The sequence below is a fragment of the Flagellimonas aequoris genome (assembly GCF_003584165.1).
Taxonomy (GTDB): domain Bacteria; phylum Bacteroidota; class Bacteroidia; order Flavobacteriales; family Flavobacteriaceae; genus Flagellimonas; species Flagellimonas aequoris.
Map to the genome: position 1 here is coordinate 63,127 of NZ_QXFJ01000008.1, position 19,197 is coordinate 82,323.

17 protein-coding genes and 1 tRNA gene are annotated in these 19,197 nt (G+C 43.8%); 12 read left to right on the plus strand and 6 right to left on the minus strand.

All coding sequences use genetic code 11. The features are described from left to right. Positions 1-15: 15 nt before the first annotated feature. A complete protein-coding gene (locus D2U88_RS01230) occupies positions 16-2,376 on the minus strand; it encodes a M56 family metallopeptidase (RefSeq protein ID WP_119638482.1) in 2,361 nt (786 codons plus the stop codon). Positions 2,377-2,378: 2 nt separating this feature from the next. Next, on the minus strand, positions 2,379-2,744 hold the full coding sequence (locus D2U88_RS01235) for a BlaI/MecI/CopY family transcriptional regulator (RefSeq protein WP_119638483.1): 366 nt from the start codon (positions 2,742-2,744) through the stop codon (positions 2,379-2,381). A gap of 131 nt (positions 2,745-2,875) precedes the next feature. On the opposite strand from D2U88_RS01235, the gene D2U88_RS01240 reads away from it, so the two are divergent. Then, complete coding sequence (locus tag D2U88_RS01240) at positions 2,876-3,454, plus strand: PhnA domain-containing protein (RefSeq protein ID WP_119638484.1); 579 nt, start codon at positions 2,876-2,878, stop codon at positions 3,452-3,454. Here D2U88_RS01240 and D2U88_RS01245 read toward each other — a convergent pair. Further along, a complete protein-coding gene (locus D2U88_RS01245; RefSeq protein ID WP_119638485.1) occupies positions 3,451-4,839 on the minus strand; it encodes a dipeptidase in 1,389 nt (462 codons plus the stop codon). The two genes, D2U88_RS01240 and D2U88_RS01245, sit on opposite strands and share 4 nt — an antisense overlap. A gap of 97 nt (positions 4,840-4,936) precedes the next feature. Between D2U88_RS01245 and D2U88_RS01250 the strand changes: the two genes are divergently transcribed. The 3 genes from D2U88_RS01250 to D2U88_RS01260 all read left to right on the plus strand — a co-directional run bounded on the left by D2U88_RS01250 (position 4,937) and on the right by D2U88_RS01260 (position 7,735). Continuing rightward, positions 4,937-5,018, plus strand: a tRNA-Leu gene (locus D2U88_RS01250). A gap of 818 nt (positions 5,019-5,836) precedes the next feature. Next, a complete protein-coding gene (locus D2U88_RS01255) occupies positions 5,837-6,226 on the plus strand; it encodes a response regulator (protein ID WP_119638486.1) in 390 nt (129 codons plus the stop codon). Positions 6,227-6,283: 57 nt separating this feature from the next. Further along, complete coding sequence (locus D2U88_RS01260; RefSeq protein ID WP_147378499.1) at positions 6,284-7,735, plus strand: PAS domain-containing sensor histidine kinase; 1,452 nt, start codon at positions 6,284-6,286, stop codon at positions 7,733-7,735. A 10-nt stretch (positions 7,736-7,745) separates the two neighbouring features. On the opposite strand, the gene D2U88_RS01265 is transcribed toward D2U88_RS01260, so the two are convergent. The 3 genes from D2U88_RS01265 to D2U88_RS01275 form a co-directional block, all read right to left on the minus strand. Next, a complete protein-coding gene (locus D2U88_RS01265; protein ID WP_119638488.1) occupies positions 7,746-8,681 on the minus strand; it encodes a threonine/serine dehydratase in 936 nt (311 codons plus the stop codon). 66 nt (positions 8,682-8,747) lie between these two features. Continuing rightward, positions 8,748-9,659, minus strand: a complete 912-nt coding sequence (locus D2U88_RS01270; RefSeq protein ID WP_119638489.1) for a universal stress protein — start codon at positions 9,657-9,659, stop codon at positions 8,748-8,750. Between the two features lie 81 nt (positions 9,660-9,740). Next, positions 9,741-10,430 carry a Crp/Fnr family transcriptional regulator gene (locus D2U88_RS01275; RefSeq protein ID WP_119638490.1) on the minus strand — a complete coding sequence of 230 codons (690 nt, stop codon included), beginning with the start codon at positions 10,428-10,430 and terminating at the stop codon, positions 9,741-9,743. Positions 10,431-10,549: 119 nt separating this feature from the next. Here D2U88_RS01275 and D2U88_RS01280 point away from each other — a divergent pair, with 119 nt between their 5' ends. From D2U88_RS01280 to D2U88_RS01315, 8 genes are read left to right on the plus strand one after another with little or no spacing between them, the layout of a single operon-like run. After that, on the plus strand, positions 10,550-12,934 hold the full coding sequence (locus D2U88_RS01280) for a heavy metal translocating P-type ATPase (protein ID WP_119638491.1): 2,385 nt from the start codon (positions 10,550-10,552) through the stop codon (positions 12,932-12,934). Between the two features lie 59 nt (positions 12,935-12,993). Beyond that, positions 12,994-13,200, plus strand: a complete 207-nt coding sequence (gene ccoS / locus D2U88_RS01285; RefSeq protein ID WP_119638492.1) for a cbb3-type cytochrome oxidase assembly protein CcoS — start codon at positions 12,994-12,996, stop codon at positions 13,198-13,200. Positions 13,201-13,202: 2 nt separating this feature from the next. Beyond that, positions 13,203-15,404, plus strand: a complete 2,202-nt coding sequence (gene ccoN / locus D2U88_RS01290) for a cytochrome-c oxidase, cbb3-type subunit I (RefSeq protein WP_119638493.1) — start codon at positions 13,203-13,205, stop codon at positions 15,402-15,404. Between the two features lie 2 nt (positions 15,405-15,406). Beyond that, a complete protein-coding gene (locus tag D2U88_RS01295) occupies positions 15,407-15,595 on the plus strand; it encodes a CcoQ/FixQ family Cbb3-type cytochrome c oxidase assembly chaperone (RefSeq protein ID WP_119638494.1) in 189 nt (62 codons plus the stop codon). A 4-nt stretch (positions 15,596-15,599) separates the two neighbouring features. Beyond that, positions 15,600-16,559, plus strand: coding sequence for a cbb3-type cytochrome c oxidase N-terminal domain-containing protein (locus tag D2U88_RS01300; RefSeq protein WP_119638495.1), 960 nt, complete (start codon positions 15,600-15,602; stop codon positions 16,557-16,559). Positions 16,560-16,608: 49 nt separating this feature from the next. Beyond that, positions 16,609-18,018 carry a cytochrome c oxidase accessory protein CcoG gene (gene ccoG, locus D2U88_RS01305; protein ID WP_119638496.1) on the plus strand — a complete coding sequence of 470 codons (1,410 nt, stop codon included), beginning with the start codon at positions 16,609-16,611 and terminating at the stop codon, positions 18,016-18,018. A gap of 11 nt (positions 18,019-18,029) precedes the next feature. Then, the gene (locus tag D2U88_RS01310) at positions 18,030-18,476 is read left to right on the plus strand and encodes a FixH family protein (protein ID WP_119638497.1); all 447 of its coding nucleotides are present in this window, start codon (positions 18,030-18,032) and stop codon (positions 18,474-18,476) included. 2 nt (positions 18,477-18,478) lie between these two features. Continuing rightward, positions 18,479-19,189 carry a sulfite exporter TauE/SafE family protein gene (locus D2U88_RS01315; RefSeq protein ID WP_119638498.1) on the plus strand — a complete coding sequence of 237 codons (711 nt, stop codon included), beginning with the start codon at positions 18,479-18,481 and terminating at the stop codon, positions 19,187-19,189. Positions 19,190-19,197: the final 8 nt, after the last annotated feature.

Consider the following 19,197-nt stretch of genomic DNA (forward strand, 5'->3'; position numbering starts at 1 on the left):
AGAGTTTTTGGAGGTCTAGTTTTCTATCACAATGGGTGATGTAGAGAGTTTCACGATAGGTTTACCACTATCCGATCCTCTGGTATCAATATTAATGCTCTTATTGTTTTCCAGCACCTGGATGGCTTCCTTGGCGGTTATTTCTTTTCCATTATGCATGAAGGTGGCTCCTTTCGCTGCCATTTCCTTGATGTGCTCCATAGGAGATTTAGGCTCTGGTGGAGGTGGAGGAGCAGGTAGGGTGGAAGTTGGTTCATGAACCGGCACAACGCCAGAAGGAGAATGAACGGTTACTTCTGTTGCAGGAGCATTGCTAGGAGGTTCAGGTGCAGCAGGTGCTGGAGGTGGTGGTGGAAAGTTGGGGAAGGGTTCTGCATCTTCCCGTTGTTTTTTAGACATTTTGCCATAGATTTCCTTTAACCGCATCACCTCTTGCTTTTGAATGTACATATGGTTACGGTCCATTTCATTGTACTTTTTGGCCAAGGTATTGTATTCCTTCATTTCCTCACGCGAGGCACTGGATTGTAGGGAAGTTTCTGGACCTACAATGTTGATGGTGGCAGCACCATATTCCGCAAAGATCTTATTCACCTGCTGGATGACATCTTTTGGCGTTTTGGCTTCTACGTGTATGACCGAACGAACCATTTTTTTGCGTTGATCAAAGGAAAGATGTTCGTTGACTTTGGAAAGCGTTTGCTTTAAATCCTCCAAAGGAACGATGTTCCCTTGAAACAATAACTTACCGTTATTATTGATAAAGATTTCGATGAAATCGATGGCTTTTTGGGCAGACACCGTGTATATGGCAAAGTCCGCTCCTTGGCCTGCTTCCAAGGGTGTCATGCCAGTTATTTGATTTCTTTTGATGGTTTTATTCAATTTGAAGGCTGGTAGGATGGTTTTGCCATCGACCATGACCAAATCATCCTTGGAATTTAGTTTGATCCAACTATCGCCCACCAGATAGTATTGGCCCTCCACCTGCATAAAAACATTTTGATTGCCCCTTTTGGCCTCGTCCATCTTTTTATGAAACTCGAAATCCTCTTTGACTCGGTTATAGCTCGTTAGAATCGTTTCGTAATCGAGATTCTTTGGATTTGTTACCAAGGAAGAAAGTTCTTTTGCACTTGACTTCTTTTGTCGCATGGCAAAATACATGGCGGAACTAATGTTGCCCTGTAGATCTCCCCAGTGTTCCTTTTGCGCAATTGAATTGTAACCTTCTTTGGCCACGGAGAAATCAAAATAAATCTCCCCTGGGTTTGAAACTTCCAGCTCGACCGTATAATAACCTCGGTTGTCGGTTTTGGAGAGAATTTGCCCATCGGTCCCCAATATAGTCGCATTTTCCAAGGGTAATAAGGTTTCTGAATCTATCACTAAACCAGCCAGCTCTATTGATCTTGGGGACAAACCTTCGACTGTATTTAGATGGCTGGACTTTGGATAAATGGACGTTTCCGAACTCGCATTTTTTACCATGGGGACTATCTCTGTTTCGCTAAACCCGAATAATAATAGGGCCGTAAGCGGAAGCACGAGCAGGCTCCTCAATACAAATGATTTTCTTGATGTGTTTGTTTTCATGACTGTAAACCGTTTTTTGATTGATGAATAATTAATGGCATTGGCAATGCCGGTCGACTGATGTTGTTCAAAGCTACCGTGTGATAAGTACGATAGGATGGTATTTTGATATTGGGAATGGTCGTCATTCCCATTGATTACCGCCCTGTCCGCCAAAAATTCGTGGTTCAGCTTAATGGACGATTTAAACAAGTAGATGATCGGGTTGAACCACAACATGACCTGGGCCAATTCAATGAGCAAGATATCCAGACTATGCCGTTGCTTGGCATGGGTTTCTTCATGTAAAAGCACTTCCTGCGGAATATGTTTTTCCTCAAATTGCCTTTGGTTCAAAAAGATATAGTTGAAAAATGTATGGGGAGGAAGGGATTGTCTCAAGAGTACCCTGGTAATAAAATTTTCCTTGAACTTGGGATTCTTGCGGATACGTAACGTAATCTGAGCCAAGTTCCTTAAAAATCGAAAACCAAATCCGATAACACCCAAAACATAAACCATCCACAATCCAATTTCCCAATCAAGAATGGGTTCCTCTGCAGCTACTTGCCCGGTTACTGCATTTGAAATTTCTGTGATCGGAGTAGAGGTGAAAGTGTTTTGTTGTGCGACTTCGACATATTCGGTAAAGACTACAGCTGGGATCAAAAAGGAGGCGATCAACGCTGCTAAAAGGAAGAATCGCTTAAATTGGTGTATGCTTTCCTTTTCCAGTACCAGTTTGTAAAAGGCCAGGAAAATGGCTAGGCATGCGGTAGATTTTAACAGGAAGACCAACATAGTTATTTCTTTTTGATTTCGTTGTCTATCAATTTTCTCAATTCTTCCAATTCAGCTTTGCTCAAGTTCGTTTCTTTGGCGAAGAAGGAAGCAAATTGGCTGGCGCTGTCATTAAAAAAGTTTTTGATGAGCCCGTTCACGTGTTTGGAAAAGTAATCCTGCTTTTTCACCAAAGGATAGTACTCCCTACTTCTTCCTATAGTGTTGTAGGCAACAAAGCCTTTGTCTGCCATCCGTTTTAAAAGGGTCGCTACCGTAGTGGTGGCCGGTTTGGGTTCCGGATAAGCGTCCAAAAGGTCTTTCATGTAGGCCTTTTTCAACATCCAAACAATGTTCATCAATTCTTCCTCTGCTTTTGACAACTGCATCTGTGGTGTTTTTAATTTGCTCTACAAACATAGAATAAAAATTTTAATTCTACAAATGTAGAGTTTGTTAAAATTGATATTGGGATGTTTTACTTTCCAAAAATGTTAAGTTTGCGGTCAAATACAACATCATGGGATTATTGGAAGATTTACAGAACAGGAGTGGTAACCAATGTGAACTTTGTGGCGCTACGGAAGATTTGAAGGTATATGAAGTGCCACCAGTGTCCACCGGAGGTTTGGATGGCAGCGTGTTGGCCTGTGCTACCTGTTTAAGTCAGATTGAAAACCCTGATACCGTGGACTCCAACCATTGGCGTTGTTTGAACGATAGCATGTGGAGCGAGCAAGATGCTGTGAAGGTAGTGGCTTGGCGTATGTTGAATCGATTAAAATCCGAAGGATGGCCACAAGATCTGTTGGACATGATGTATTTGGATGATGAAGTCTTGGCCTGGGCCAAGGCAACCGGCGAAGGTCAGGATGCCGCGGATATGGTGGTGCATCGTGATTCCAATGGGGTTGTTTTGGAAAACGGCGACAACGTGGTGCTCATCAAAGACCTGAAGGTGAAGGGATCTAGCATGGTCGCAAAACAGGGAACCGCCGTGAGACGGATTTCCCTGGATCGCGAAAATGCCAAATATATTGAAGGCAAGGTAGACGGTCAACAAATCGTCATCCTAACCAAATACGTGAAGAAGCTCTAGGCTTTCATCTCCGCATAATATTTATAAAAATAAGGGATGGTCTCGATCCCTTTCAAGAAATTCCATACCCCAAAATGCTCGTTGGGCGAATGGATGGCATCACTGTCCAACCCGAATCCCAATAGAATGGTCTTGCTTTCCAATACCTTTTCAAATAGGGCCACAATCGGAATACTGCCTCCAGTGCGTTGAGGCACAGGACTTTTTCCAAATGTTTTTTCAATGGCTTTGGCTGCCGCTTGGTAGCCATCACTTTCAATAGGGGTCACGTAGGCTTGCCCACCGTGATGGGGGGTCACTTTTACTTTTACACTTTTGGGTGCAAGTGAAGTGAAGTGCTTGGTGAACAGGTCCGTGATTTCGTGCCAATCTTGGTTGGGGACCAATCGCATGGAAATTTTGGCATAGGCCTTACTGGCAATAACAGTTTTGGCACCTTCTCCGGTATAGCCGCCCCAAATACCGTTTACATCCAACGTGGGCCGTATACCGAAACGTTCCGTGGTGGTATACCCTTTTTCCCCATGTACATCTCCAATGTCCAAAGCCTTTTTGTATTCCTCTAGGTCGAAGGGAGCCTTGGCCATTTCAGCACGTTCTTCATCGGAAATGATTTCTACCTTGTCATAAAACCCAGGAATGGTAATATGGTTGTTCTCATCGTGAAGGGCAGCAATCATTTTGGCCAATACGTTGATGGGGTTGGGTGCCGCCCCGCCATAAATTCCGGAATGCAGGTCACGGTTGGCCCCGGTAACCTCCACTTCCACGTAGCTCAGGCCACGCAAACCGGTAGTGATGGAAGGATTTTGGTTGGAAATCATTCCGGTATCGGAGATCAAAATGATATCATTTTTGAGTTTTTCCTTGTTTGCTTCCAGGAAGCCGGCCAAACTATCGCTGCCGACCTCTTCCTCACCCTCGATCATAAACTTGACATTACAGGGCAATTGGTTGTTTTTGATCATGAATTCCACCGCCTTCACGTGCATGAAAAACTGACCTTTATCGTCACAGGCGCCACGGGCAAAAATGGCCCCATCAGGGTGTTTTTCTGTTTTTTTGATGACGGGTTCAAACGGAGGGGAGTCCCAAAGGTTCATGGGGTCCGGTGGCTGTACATCGTAATGGCCGTAGACCAGTACAGTGGGTAAATTGGGGTCGATGATCTTATCGGCATAGACCACGGGATAGCCCTTGGTCTCACAAATCTCGGCATTGTCGCAACCCGCGTTGATCAAGGATTTTTCAACGGCCTTGGCAGTTTCCAGCACATCGTGGGAATAAGCGGTATCTGCACTGATGGAGGGGATTTTTAGCAAATCGATAAGTTCGTTGATGAATCTGTCCTTGTTGGAGTTGATGTAGTTGTTGATGTCTTCCATAAATGTGTTAAAAAGGACACTAAAAGTACAAAAAACAAGTTTTTAAAGGTAGTGCATTTGCAAATCGGAAAATTGATTTATATTTGCACTCCTTTACGCGGATGTGGTGGAACTGGTAGACACGCTAGACTTAGGATCTAGTGCCGCAAGGTGTGCAGGTTCGATTCCTGTCATCCGCACAAAAGAATAGAGCTCCTTTTATGGGAGCTTTTTTTATGCCCAAAGTTATGCCTGGGATTGATCGCCTATGAACTGTTTCCCTCCCGATACCTGAAGTAATTTGAGGACCTGTTTGGAGAAGGCATCCATTGGAAGAATGATATTGGTGCCAATTACCTGAAGGTTTTTTACAATTTAAACTTGAACATATACGCAATAGTATACCAAAAGCAAAGCATATATGATATGTTCGGATTTTAAATTTATTTTCTTCAACATATGTAAGCTAAAGATTACTTTAATTTGAATTAATTCAAACATGTTGAGTGCGATGCTTTTATTGCACATTTTTTAAATATTGGATTTAAACAATTGAAAATAAGTTTTTTAAATATTAAAATGAGGTATGGGAAACTTGGTTTTTTGACAATCCTATGATAGGACCTAGCAGGTTTTTGAGATATTCTTGAAAGTAAAGGACAGGTATCAAATATTCCTACAAGAACCCAAGGATGAATTTGGATATTCGCAATATGAGGAAGTAAAAACGAAAAATATTGAATTATCTATATAATTTTATGAAAAAAAATAAATATCTTTAAAAGCAGCATGATTCCTTATCAGCGTTCAGGAGAATCATGCTGACGTTCATTTATTTACAATCAAAAACATTCCCAAGATGGCTTTGGGGATACTGGAATTAGAGACTGTTTGACCAATTCAATCTTGCAATAAAATTTTGAATTTGGAGTTGTACTTTCTGTCAACTATCGATTTTTTTATCGTTATTTAACGAACTCAAACTAAAAACTAACTTAATTTATTATTGCCAGACACTATGTACAAGGAAATTTATTTGGTCGATGACGAAGACCTCGTAAACACGGTGAATGCAATCCATTTTAGAAGAATGGGATTGGAAGAAAGGGTAAAGAGCTTTACCAATCCGGAATTGGCCTTGGATGATCTTCGTTTTAGGGATAATCCCAACACAAAAACCTTGATCCTATTGGATATCAACATGCCAGAAATGAGCGGTTTTGAATTTTTGGAATTCATGATGCTCGAGGATTTTCCGGAGACCAATGAGGTCTTGCTCGTAACATCTTCTGAATCCGATGCGGACAAGGAGGAGGCCAAAAAATACAAAAAATACGTTAAGGAATTCATTACCAAGCCTTTGCAGATAGAGCATTTGGAGGATTATTTGCAGGGTTCCTTTAAATAGCGAACCATAATTTTCTATATTGCTACAATTTTAAGCTGATATACAACAACTTAAGTAGTGAAAGAGAAGCAGATACTTATTCATAACAAGGTAGAAATTGTTGAGGATAGAGGTGATGTTGTATGGTCTATGGATAGGGACTATAGACTTACGGCCTATAACGCCTCATTTGAGCAAAGACTTAGGGACGAACATCTAGGAGAGGCCCTGAAAGGAATGGATCTCTCTGAAATCTATGAAAAGGGAATATTCTTCAACCCATGTAGGGTAGGTTGCGAAAAAGCACTTAACAGGTACGCGACCACTTCGGAGCATACTTTTTTGCGAGACAATAGCACCGTTGTCCATGAGTTTTCCTTTCAACCCTTTATGGACCATGTAGGAAACGTTATTGGATGTTTTATTTGGCAAAAGGATGTGACCCAAGAAGTCAATAATATCCATCAACTTGAGGAAAGTGAGCAGCGGTATCGAGAGGCCCAAGAGATTACCAACCTTGGTCATTGGAACTGGGATATGGTGAGGGATGAAATCACATGGTCAGACCAGTTGTTCCATATTTTTGGCCAGATTCCGGGAAAATTTGAAGCCACTTTCGAAGCTTTGATGAACATCATCCATCCAGAGGACCAGCAAGCGTTCAATGAGGATGTGGAAAAATGCATCAATGAAAAAGAAATGCATGACATTGTGCACAGGGTAGTGGTCAACAATGGGGAGGTGCGTTATGTACACCAGATAGGAAGGGCGTTTTATGATATGAACGGTGTTCCATACCGGATGTCGGGGACCACACAGGACATTACCAAGGATGTGCTTTCCAATCAGCAGATTGTCCAACAGAACAATGAGTTGCAGAACTTTGTTAGGATCATATCGCATAATTTGAGAGGACCGATTTCGAATCTATTGATGTTGTCCAAAATTTATGATTGGGGTACCCATGACATGAATGACGACATCATGAAGAAAATTGAGAATACCACCGAGGCACTGGACCAGACCATAAAGGATTTGAACCTATCCTTGTCCTTAAAAAGGGTGGACAAGGAAAATTTCAAGGAAGTCAAGTTAAAAGAGGTGATGAAGGATGTGGATGGCCTTTTAGCCGACGAGATCGAGAAGAAAGAAGCCGTGATCCAAACGAATTTTTCTAGGGCCGAGGGAATCATGGGTATCAGAAGCTATCTCAACAACATACTTTATAATCTGATTCTAAATGCACTGCACTATTCCAAGGAAGAGGAAAAACCTTCCATAGAACTTTCCACGGAAGAAACCGATTCCGAAGTGATATTAACGGTGTCGGACAACGGGGTTGGAATAGAATTGACACCGGAAAGGGAGCGAAAAATCTTTGATATGTATGGAAGATTGAGCGGCGCCACAGAGGGTAAGGGGTTAGGGCTTTATTTGGTCAAGACGCAAGTGGAAGCCATGAACGGAAGGATAGAGGTGAAAAGTAAGAAAGATGTGGGTACCACTTTCATTATGCACTTCCAGAAATAATAATCTTTTTTTAAAAGGGCAAATGGGCCAAATCCACGTTTCCACCCGAAATGATGATACCTGTTTTTTTTCCTTTGAACTTTTCCTTTTGATTTAATACAGCGGCAAAAGCAACAGCACTGGAAGGTTCACATACAATCTTTAACCGCTCCCAAAGAATCCGCATGGCGGTAACGATTTCAGCTTCTTTCACCCGTATGATCTCCCCCACATGTTGTTGGATTATGGGAAAGTTTCTATCTCCCAATTGGGTTTTTAACCCATCCGCGATCGTATTTGTGGTTTCATTGGTTTCTATTTTACCGCTCAACAGGGATCTATAGGCATCGTCCACTTCCAAAGGCTCTCCACCAATGGTCTTGCACTGTTTTCCAAAATAGTGTGCGGCAAGGGCCGTTCCGGCAATCAGTCCGCCTCCACCCACAGGGGTCACCACAAAGTCCAGGTCGGGATATGCCTCCAACAATTCCATGCAAGCCGTTCCTTGTCCCAAAATAACTTGGTCATCGTTGGATGGATGTATGAAGGTTGCCCCGTACTTTTCCTCGATTTGTTTGGATTCACGTTCACGCGCCTCCAAGGTAGGTTCACATTCGATGACAAATCCTCCATAGCCCCTGACGGCGTCTTTTTTCACTTGGGGAGCGGTATTGGGCATTACGATGTAAGCTTTCACCCCCAGACCTTGCGCTGCAAGGGAAAGGGCCTGTGCGAAATTTCCCGAGGAATGGGTCACCACTCCGTTTCGTTTTTGTTCTTCGGACAATTGCATAATGGCATTGGCTGCTCCCCGCATTTTAAAGGCCCCCATTCGTTGGAAGTTTTCACACTTAAAGAAGAAGTGGGTGCCTGTCATGTCATTGATCAAACGGGAGGTAAGTACAGGGGTGTTGTGGATAAACGGTTTTATCCGATCGTGGCATTCGATGAGGTCTTGTTTGGTCATATATGAAAATTAAGCCCGGATCTGGGAATTTCGGATCCGGGCTTAAAGATAGGAAGGGAGAGTTAATTAATGATGTGATTCCATCTTTTGTTCCTCTTCCTGTTCTTCCTCGACACTAATGCCTTCCATGCCCAATTCCGGGATCACCAACAAGGGAATCTGCGTGTGGAACGCGGTTCTTTTGATGATGGGCTCGCGGGTCATTTTTTCCATGTAGCTGTGCTGATAGTTCAACAGGGCCAGCAAATGGATGTCAAGTTCCTTTGAAAACATCTCCAAAGTGTGGGACACAGAGTTAAGTTCGGAAACGGTGTGCACGTAGTGTTCCACATCGCCCAGGTACCTTCGCAACATGTTCAGGTTGAACTGCTGTAATTCTGAAAGCGCCTTAATGCCATATTGTACATGCACGATCCGTATGGTGGCCTTGAACATTTTAGCCATTTCCAATAAAGGGGAAAGTTCCGAAGTGGTATAGAACCTATTAAAATCGGTGGCGAATGCAATCTCCGATGGAGTCACATATTCAAAATTATAGGGTATGGCGAGAATAGGGCATTTTTTGGTGCTTTTTATGATACGCACCGTATTGCTCCCCATAAAAACCTCGTCCACACCTGAAGCTCCCTTGGTTCCGGTAACCACCAAATGGATACCCAAGGTTTCCACAATGTCCTTTACCTCTTCCATCAATAGGTTGAATGATGAAATGGTCTCAAAAGTATGGTTGGGATTACCATACTTGCTTTTTATCCGGACCACGGTTTTCTGTAATCCTCGTTCAGAAGTCTCCCTCACCGCATCAACAATACGAACGCCATCCACCATTTTCGCCATAAAACGGCTACTTGGAATCACTGGGGTGTAGGTATTGAGCAGATAAAAAGTACAACGTTTGTTGCGGAACAATTGCATGGCGTAGTCGATGGCATTCCATGCATTTTCCGAAAAATCCGTAGGTATTAAAATCTTTTGCATCTGACTAAGAATATGATGCGATAAAATTAAACCTATGGATAGGGGGATTCTATGACAATTGTCAGGTTTGGGGATGTGGGCTTAAAAACCTTCTACCATTTCCATCAACTTGCGCTCATCTTTAATACCGATTTTCTTACCGGAAGTATGGATGAGTCCTTTCTTCTTGAACTCGGAAATGATACGGATGGCGGATTCGGTGGCGGTGCCCACAACGTTGGAAATGTCTTCCCTAGAGAGGGTAAGGGCCAAAAAACCATCCTCGTCCTCGCCAAAATTGTTCTTTAGGTAAAGAAAGGCTTCGGCAATGCGTTGTTTTACCGTTTTTTGGGAAATGTTCACGATCACGTCATCGGCTTCTTTAAGATCGTGGGCCATATGGCGCAGAACTTCCAAAGTAAAATTGGGGTTTTTCTGCAGGGTGTTGGTAATGCTTTCTTTTGGAATAAAGCATACCTCCATGTCCTGAACGGCAATGGCGGATAGGTTGGTACTCTCTTCGGCAATCACCGAACGTTGGCCCAGCACTTCGCCCTTGGTGGCCAATTTCACGATTTGGTCCTTACCGTTGGCACTCAGTTTGGAAAGCTTGGAAATTCCATTTCTCACACAATAGACACCGTTGAGTTTGTCTCCTTCTTCAAAGAGAGGTTCCCCTTTTTTAATGGTCTTTGTGATCTTGGAATCAGACACGTGCTTCAACTCTTCCTTGCTCATGGCACGAAGGGAGTTAAATTGTCTAATGATACAATTTTCACATCTGCTTTCCATACTGTTTAGTTTACCTGATTGAACAAAATTAAGGGATATGTGTCCACAATTTACTGATAAATATCATATTTTTAAGGAGCAGACTATCTCAAATTTGCGTCAGGTAAAGCAAATGTATAATGGCAGACTCAACCTGTTATCACTGTGGAGATGATTGCGGAAACCATGGGGTTCGGTTTGATGATAAGGATTTTTGTTGCAACGGTTGCAAGACCGTTTACGAGATTTTTACATCCAATGGTCTGGCTACCTATTATGAAATAGAGGCCAAGGCAGGAACCACACCCAATGAAATCCGGAAAAAGTACGATTTTTTGGACAACCAAGAAATTGTGGAACAGTTGGTGGAGTTTAATGAAGAAGGCGTACAGGTGATAAGTTTGAGTATTCCCACCATTCATTGTAGTTCCTGTATCTGGGTGTTGGAAAATCTGAACCGTCTGCATCCTGCCATTACCGTCTCCCAAGTCGATTTTCCCCAAAAGACCATTCGGGTTACGTATAAAACCGAAGAATTTTCTTTAAAGGCCTTGGTGCTACTTTTGGGAAGCATTGGGTATGAACCCTATATCTCCTTGGAGGAATACAATAAGAAGGACAAAAAGGTGGATCGTTCCCTGATCTATAAATTGGGAGTGGCCGGATTTGCCTTTGGCAATGTGATGTTGTTTTCTTTTCCGGAATATTTTGAGGTACAGGAATTTTGGCTGGACCAATACAAAGTGGTCTTCCGTTGGTTGATGTTCGCCTTTTCCCTTCCCGTGGTATTCTATGCGGGCCAGGATTATTTTATTTCGGCATATAAAGGGCTTCGTTCCAAATTGTTGAACATTGATGTACCCATAGCGTTGGGAATCCTTACCCTTTTTCTGCGTAGCACCATTGATATTGTGTTCAACTTGGGCTCTGGCTTTTTTGACAGCCTCACCGGATTGGTGTTCTTTCTTTTGTTGGGGAAATTCTTTCAACAACGTACTTATGCCTACCTTTCCTTTGAGCGCGACTATAAATCCTATTTTCCCATTGCGGTTACAAGACTCAAAAGTTCCGGGGAAGAGGAAAACGTCCAGATTTATAATGTTGAGGTCGGCGACCGTATTTTAATCCGCAGTCACGAGATCATCCCTGTGGATGCCATTTTGATCAAGGGCCATGCGGAAATCGATTACAGTTTTGTGACTGGTGAATCCGAAGCTGTTTTTAGGGAATCGGGGGAAAAGTTGTTTGCGGGAGGAAAACAATTGGGTGATGTGTTGGAAGTGGAAGTGCTCAAATCCGTCTCCCAAAGTTATCTGACCCAATTGTGGGGCAATTCCATTTTCTCCAAGGACAAGGTGAGCCATTTCCAATCGCTGACGGACAGTATAGGAAAACGCTTTACCATTGCAGTTTTAACGATTGCAACCCTGGCCACTGTTTTTTGGTTGATTTACCTTCCCGGTATGGCCCTGAACGTGTTTACCTCTGTTTTGATCATAGCCTGTCCATGTGCCATTGCATTGGCGGCCCCGTTCACATTGGGCAACATGCTCCGCATTTTTGGTAAGCACAAGTTCTACCTAAAAAATGCCAATGTCATAGAGCGGTTGGCCAAAATCGATACCGCCATTTTTGATAAGACCGGAACACTCACTACCAATCAGAAAGATGCCATTGTCTACGAGGGCATGGAACTCACAGAAGAAGAAACAGCCTTGTTGAAGACCACACTGAGGGCATCCAACCATCCGTTGAGCCGTTCCTTATATGATATTTTAAAATCCAATGCCATTATGACCTTGGATGAATTCCAGGAACATACAGGGAAGGGGATTGAAGGAAGGGCAAAGCAGCATTCCATTAAAGTAGGTTCGGCGGCCTATGTAGGGAAAGAGGCATCCCCTTCCATGACCAGTACCGCGGTTTATGTAAGTGCCGATGAGGATGTAAAGGGGCGGTTTGTTTTTAAGAACACCTACCGGGAAGGAATTGGCGGCATTTTCGGAGAGTTGGGCACCGACATGGATTTGGGAGTGCTTTCTGGGGACAATGATGGGGAGCGGCAACTTTTACAGCAGATTTTGCCGGAGAAGACCGAAATGGCCTTCAATCAAAAACCTGAGGATAAGCTCGAGTACATCAAGGAGCTTCAAAGAGCACATACCGTATTGATGGTTGGCGATGGACTGAACGATGCAGGGGCTTTGGCGCAGAGCGATGTGGGTATTGCGGTCTCGGAGAACATCAATGTGTTTTCCCCAGCTTGCGACGGTATTTTGGATGCCACGAAAATGAAGTTGTTGCCCAAGTTCATCAAGTTGTCCAAAAGTTCCGTGAAGGTCATAAAGATGAGTTTTTTATTGTCACTCTGCTATAATGTAGTTGGATTGTACTTTGCCGTTACCGGGCAGTTACAACCGGTCATTGCGGCTATATTGATGCCATTGAGTTCCATCAGTATAGTGGTGTTCACGACCGTGGCGACAAATTATTTAGGTAAGGGATTAAAAAATATTGAAATCTGATAAATGTCATTTTTTGCAGTAGAGCATAACAGTAGTTTTACCCTCAAATTAAGGTAGGTATGAGTGTTATTTATGTGTTGTTGGCCATTAGCGTCACTGTGGCCGTAGCTTTTTTTGCGGCCTTTGTCCTGTCGGTAAAAAGCGGACAGTACGATGATACGTACACACCTTCCGTTCGCATGCTTTTTGAAGACGAGATTGTCAAGGACAAGGATAAATCAGACCAGAATAATCAAAAATCAAACAAGAATAGTACAAACCAATAAATATGGAAATACAACAGTTCCGCTACGATAACAAAATCGTGCAAAAGTTCTTATACGCCACAATTCTTTGGGGCGTAGTGGGTATGTCGGTAGGTCTTTTGTTGGCCTTCATGTTTTTATTCCCCAATGTTACAGAGGGTATTCCGTGGTTGAGTTTTGGACGTTTGCGTCCATTGCACACCAATGCGGTGATCTTCGCATTTGTGGGTAACGCCATTTTTGCAGGGGTCTATTACTCCCTACAACGTCTGCTCAAGGCCCGAATGTTCAGTGATGTGCTGAGCAATATCAATTTTTGGGGCTGGCAGTTGATTATTGTGGCTGCGGCCCTTACTCTGCCCTTGGGTTACACGACCTCCAAGGAATATGCAGAATTGGAATGGCCCATTGACTTGGCCATAGCCGTAGTCTGGGTGGTTTTCGGCTGGAACATGATCGGAACCATCTTAAAAAGGAGGCAAAGACACCTATATGTGGCCATTTGGTTCTATCTGGCAACCTTTGTTACCGTAGCGGTACTCCATATTTTCAACAGTTTGGAGTTGCCTGTATCGGCCTTGAAAAGTTATTCGGTTTATGCTGGGGTACAGGATGCCTTGGTGCAATGGTGGTACGGGCATAACGCGGTGGCGTTTTTCTTGACCACGCCCTTTTTGGGACTGATGTACTATTACGTGCCCAAAGCGGCCAATAGGCCCATTTACTCCTATAGGTTGTCCATTGTGCACTTCTGGTCCTTGATTTTCATCTATATCTGGGCAGGTCCGCACCACTTGTTGTATTCAGCTTTGCCTGATTGGGCCCAGAACCTCGGTGTGGTGTTCTCCGTGATGTTGATCGCTCCTTCTTGGGGTGGTATGATCAACGGTCTATTGACACTGAGGGGTGTTTGGGACAAAGTACGTAGTGATGCCACCTTGAAATTTATGGTTGTGGCCATCACCGGTTATGGTATGGCAACCTTTGAAGGACCAATGCTTTCCCTTAAAAATGTGAATGCCATTGCCCACTTCAGTGACTGGATCATTGCCCACGTTCACGTGGGGGCACTAGCTTGGAATGGTTTCTTGACCTTTGGTATGATCTATTGGTTGGTGCCAAGAATGTTCAAGACCGACCTTCACTCCAAAGGATTGGCCAACTTCCACTTCTGGATAGGCACCTTGGGTATTGTCCTCTATACATTGCCTATGTACGTGGCTGGGTTTACCCAAGCCTTGATGTGGAAAGATTTTAACCCAGATGGCACCTTGGTATACGGAAACTTCTTGGAAACCGTGTCCCAGATTATCCCGATGTACTGGATGAGGGCCATTGGGGGTAGCCTTTATATCCTTGGAATGTTTGTACTGCTGTATAATGTGGTCATGACCATCAGGGCAGGTAGCAGGGTAGAGGACGAATTGGCCGAAGCACCTGCGTTGACAAGGGTATCCAAAAGACGTGTGGCCGGTGAGACCTTCCACAACTGGTTGGAAAGAAAACCGGTTCAGTTGACCATTTTGGCTACCATCGCCATATTGATCGGCGGTATTGTACAGATCATTCCGACCATTTTGGTGAAATCGAACATACCGACCATTTCCAGTGTAAAACCTTATACGCCATTGGAACTGGAAGGACGTGACTTGTATATCAGGGAAGGATGTGTGGGATGTCACTCCCAAATGATCAGACCTTTCCGTAGTGAAGTGGAACGTTACGGTGAATATGCCAAAGCAGGCGAGTTTGTTTACGACCACCCATTCCTGTGGGGAAGTAAACGTACCGGACCCGATTTGTTAAGGGTAGGTGGTAAGTATTCCGATAACTGGCACTTGAACCACATGTACGACCCACAAAGTACTTCTGCCGGATCCATTATGCCATCCTATAAGTGGTTGGTAAGGGATAGGCACGATCGCAGTGGCGTTCAGGCCAAGATGGAAACCATGGTAAAATTGGGTGTTCCCTACACAGAGGAGGATATAGCCAATGCGCCTGAAAACATGGCGGCACAAGCGGAACAGATCGAGAAAAACCTGTACTCCGACCCCGAGTTTGTAAAAACCTACGAAGCGGATAAAAAATTCGCTGCGGAGAACGGTCAGGATTTTGTGGAAATGCGCGATCGTGAAATCGTATCCCTTATTGCTTATCTACAACGATTGGGTACGGATATCAAGATCAAGAATACTGAAGAAACACTATCTCAAAACAAATAACCATGTTGAAATTTGTAAAGAACCATATGGAAACCATTGACGGGGTAGCAAACTATCCCATGATTTCCCTGCTAATCTTCTTTGTATTTTTTGTTCTATTGGGCTGGTGGGTACTGACCGCCACCAAGGAACACATCAAGGAGATGGAAGAGCTGCCTTTGGACGACAACGATCAACAAAACAAACTATAAGACTATGAGCACAAGAACACCCTGGTGGATACGCGTACCCGTATTATTCTTTTTGATCTTCGGATTGATGGAATACTTTATAGACTCTGGTGAAAAACCAGCAATCATCGAATACCCCATTACGCAGTTTTTTATGCTTTTGGTCTTGATGATCTTGATTGCCATTGAACTGATTCTGAGTTCCATTGAGAACATCATGTTCCAGACCCTTTCCGAAGAAGGAAAGGAAAAATACCTTGCTGCCAAGAACAAAAAATACGAGTGGACGTGGGCCAAGAATGCCATGAGCCGTCTTACCCGTAGCCGTTCCATAGAACGTGAAGGAGAGATCATCCTCGATCACAACTACGATGGAATCCGGGAGTTGGACAACGTCCTCCCTCCGTGGTGGGTATACCTTTTTTATGGCACGATCATCTTTGCCGTGGTCTATTTGGTGCGTTTCCATATTATTGGGGACTATGACCAAAAACTGGAATATGAACAAGAAGTGGCCGCAGCCCAGCAAGCCATTGAAGAGTATAAGAAAACGGCCAAGGACCTTGTGGATGTCAATACGGTGGAGTTCCTTTCGGATGAATCGGATTTGAGTGCCGGTGAAAAAATATTCCAAAGCAATTGTGCGGCATGCCATATGGCCGATGGTGGCGGGGGTATTGGTCCTAACCTTACCGATGAATATTGGATTTTGGGAGGCGGCATCAAAAATGTCTTCCACACCATTTCCGAAGGGGGTCGTGACGGTAAGGGTATGATTGCCTGGAAACAAAGCATTAAACCAGCCGAAATAGCCCAAGTGGCCAGTTATGTGCTAACACTGGGAGGTACCACACCTGCCAATCCAAAGGAACCACAAGGGGATATTTGGGTTGACCCAGATGCACCACAACAGCCTGAGGGAACCGAGTCTGAAACACCACCAACGGAACAGGTTTCAGATTCAACAACAGTGGCCATGAACTAGTCCACAGAGGACATGGCCTACAATTTATTTTTATAAACCAAAAAATGCAATGGAAGAGAACTTTAGGGATTCCATAGGCACAATCACAGAAGAAGGTAAAAGGGCGTGGATTTTTCCAAAAAAACCCAGTGGACGGTATTATGATTACCGGAAGTACGTTAGTTACTTCTTACTGATTTTTTTGATAACAGCTCCCTTTATCAAGATCAAGGGCCATCAGTTTTTGATGTTCAATGTATTGGAGCGCCGCTTCAATATCTTTGGATTTCCATTCTGGCCCCAAGATTTCCACTTGGTGGTGATTTCCATGATCATCGGGGTTATTTTTATTGCACTGTTCACAGTGGCCTACGGCCGTATATTTTGCGGATGGATGTGTCCCCAGACCATCTTTTTGGAAATGGTCTTTCGCCGTATCGAATATTGGATTGATGGCGATCGCGGTGCCCAAATGCGATTGGCCAAAGCCCCATGGAATGGCGAAAAGATCAGGAAAAGAGTGCTGAAATGGATTATATTTTTCATCATTTCCTTTTTCATTGCAAACGTATTTTTGGCCTATTTGATCGGTAGCGATAAATTACTCGCTTACATCACCGACGGTCCCATGGCGCACCTTGGTACTATGGTTCCTTTATTGATTTTTACCGGGGTGTTCTACTTCATCTTTGCGTGGTTTAGGGAGCAGGTTTGTATCATAGCCTGCCCTTATGGTAGATTGCAAGGGGTGCTTTTGGACAACAAATCCATAGTAGTGGCCTACGACCATAAACGGGGCGAGGCAGAAAACGGCCGAAAGAAGTTTAGAAAGAATGAAGACCGTGAGGCTTTAGGCTATGGAGATTGTATCGATTGTTTCCAGTGCGTACATGTGTGCCCAACGGGTATCGATATTAGGAATGGAACACAATTGGAATGTGTGAACTGTACGGCCTGTATCGATGAGTGCGACCATATCATGGACAGCATCAACAAACCAAGGGGACTTATTCGCTACGCGAGTGAGGATGAGATTACCAAAAAGGACAAGTTCAAGTTTACCGCTCGTATGAAGGGGTATACCGCTGTACTTGTTGTATTGGTAGGCATATTGATCGGGATGCTTTTCCTTAGGAACGAGGTGGAGGCCAACGTGTTGAGGTTGCCGGGTCAGTTGTATGAAAGAAAGGACAACAATATCATCAGTAATGTGTACACCTACAAATTGGTGAACAAGACCACCAAGGACATTCCGGATGTATCTTTCAAGTTGATGTCGCATAGTGGAGAGATCAAGATGGTGTCCCAGGACAAGTTTACCGTTCCTGCAGAGCAACTGTCAGAAGGAACGTTGTTTATTGAGATCAATGCATCGGCATTAACTGGGGACAAGGACAAGTTGAAAATAGGAGTGTACAGTGGTGATAAACTTATTGAAACCACGGTGACCCAGTTTTTGGCACCACGGAGTTACAATTAAAAAATAATGAAATGAAAATAAATTGGGGAACAGGCATCGTGTTGGCATTTATCGGCTTTATAGGCTTCATCCTATTTTTTGTAATCAGGATGAGCACCGATGATAGGGCCAATCACGATTTGGTGACGGAGGAATATTACAAGGAGGAACTATCCTATCAAAAACAGATAGATGCCTCGGAATCGGCTACCGAAATGAACGCCAACCTAAAGGTTGAAAAAACGGATGAAGGTTTGTTGATTTCCTTTCCGGAGCGCTTCGACCCCAAAAAGATAACAGGAACAGTGTCCCTATATAGACCGTCTAACAAGCACTTGGATTCCAACTTTCCTATAAGTTTGTCCAATACACATTTGCTCATACCTGACAATCGCTTGGTAGACGGTCGCTGGGACATTACCATAAACTGGCAATACGAAGGTAAGCCCTTTTTACATAAAGAGAAACTGACCTATTGATTATGTTGACCTCCGCGTTGGTATTGGGATTATTGGGAAGCTTGCACTGCTTGGGCATGTGCGGCCCTATTGCTTTTATGCTGCCCCTGGACCATGAAAACGTGGCAAAGAAAACAGTTCAGCTTTCAATTTACCACGCGGGAAGATTGTTGGCCTACGGCATTATCGGAATACTGTTCGGGTTCCTTGGTAAGGGGCTGTCCCTTTTCGGGATGCAGCAAAAACTGTCCATAGGCATAGGAGTGCTCATGATTTTGTTGGTCCTCATCCCCAGTAAATATTTGAACGGCCATAAAATTTTGACTCCCATTTATTCCATATTGGGAAAAGTGAAATCCAAACTTGGGGGTGAACTTAAGAAAAAGACCCCCGATGCCTTTTTGACCATCGGTTTTCTAAATGGCTTTTTGCCCTGTGGGCTCGTGTACATGGCCCTCTTGGGAGCCATTGCATTGGGAGGGCCATTACAGGGAGGTCTTTATATGGTTCTGTTCGGATTGGGAACGGTCCCATTGATGTCCTTAGTGGTCTATTCCAAAGGAATGTTTAGCAATTCCATCAAATTTAAGATCCAAAAATTGATTCCCGTATTTGTGGTGCTCATTGGTATTTTGTTTATTGTACGGGGACTTGGTCTTGGGATTCCCTATGTGTCCCCAAAACCAATGTCCACAGGTTCTGTAACAGCGACCATAGAATGCCATCAACCCTAAAATCTATA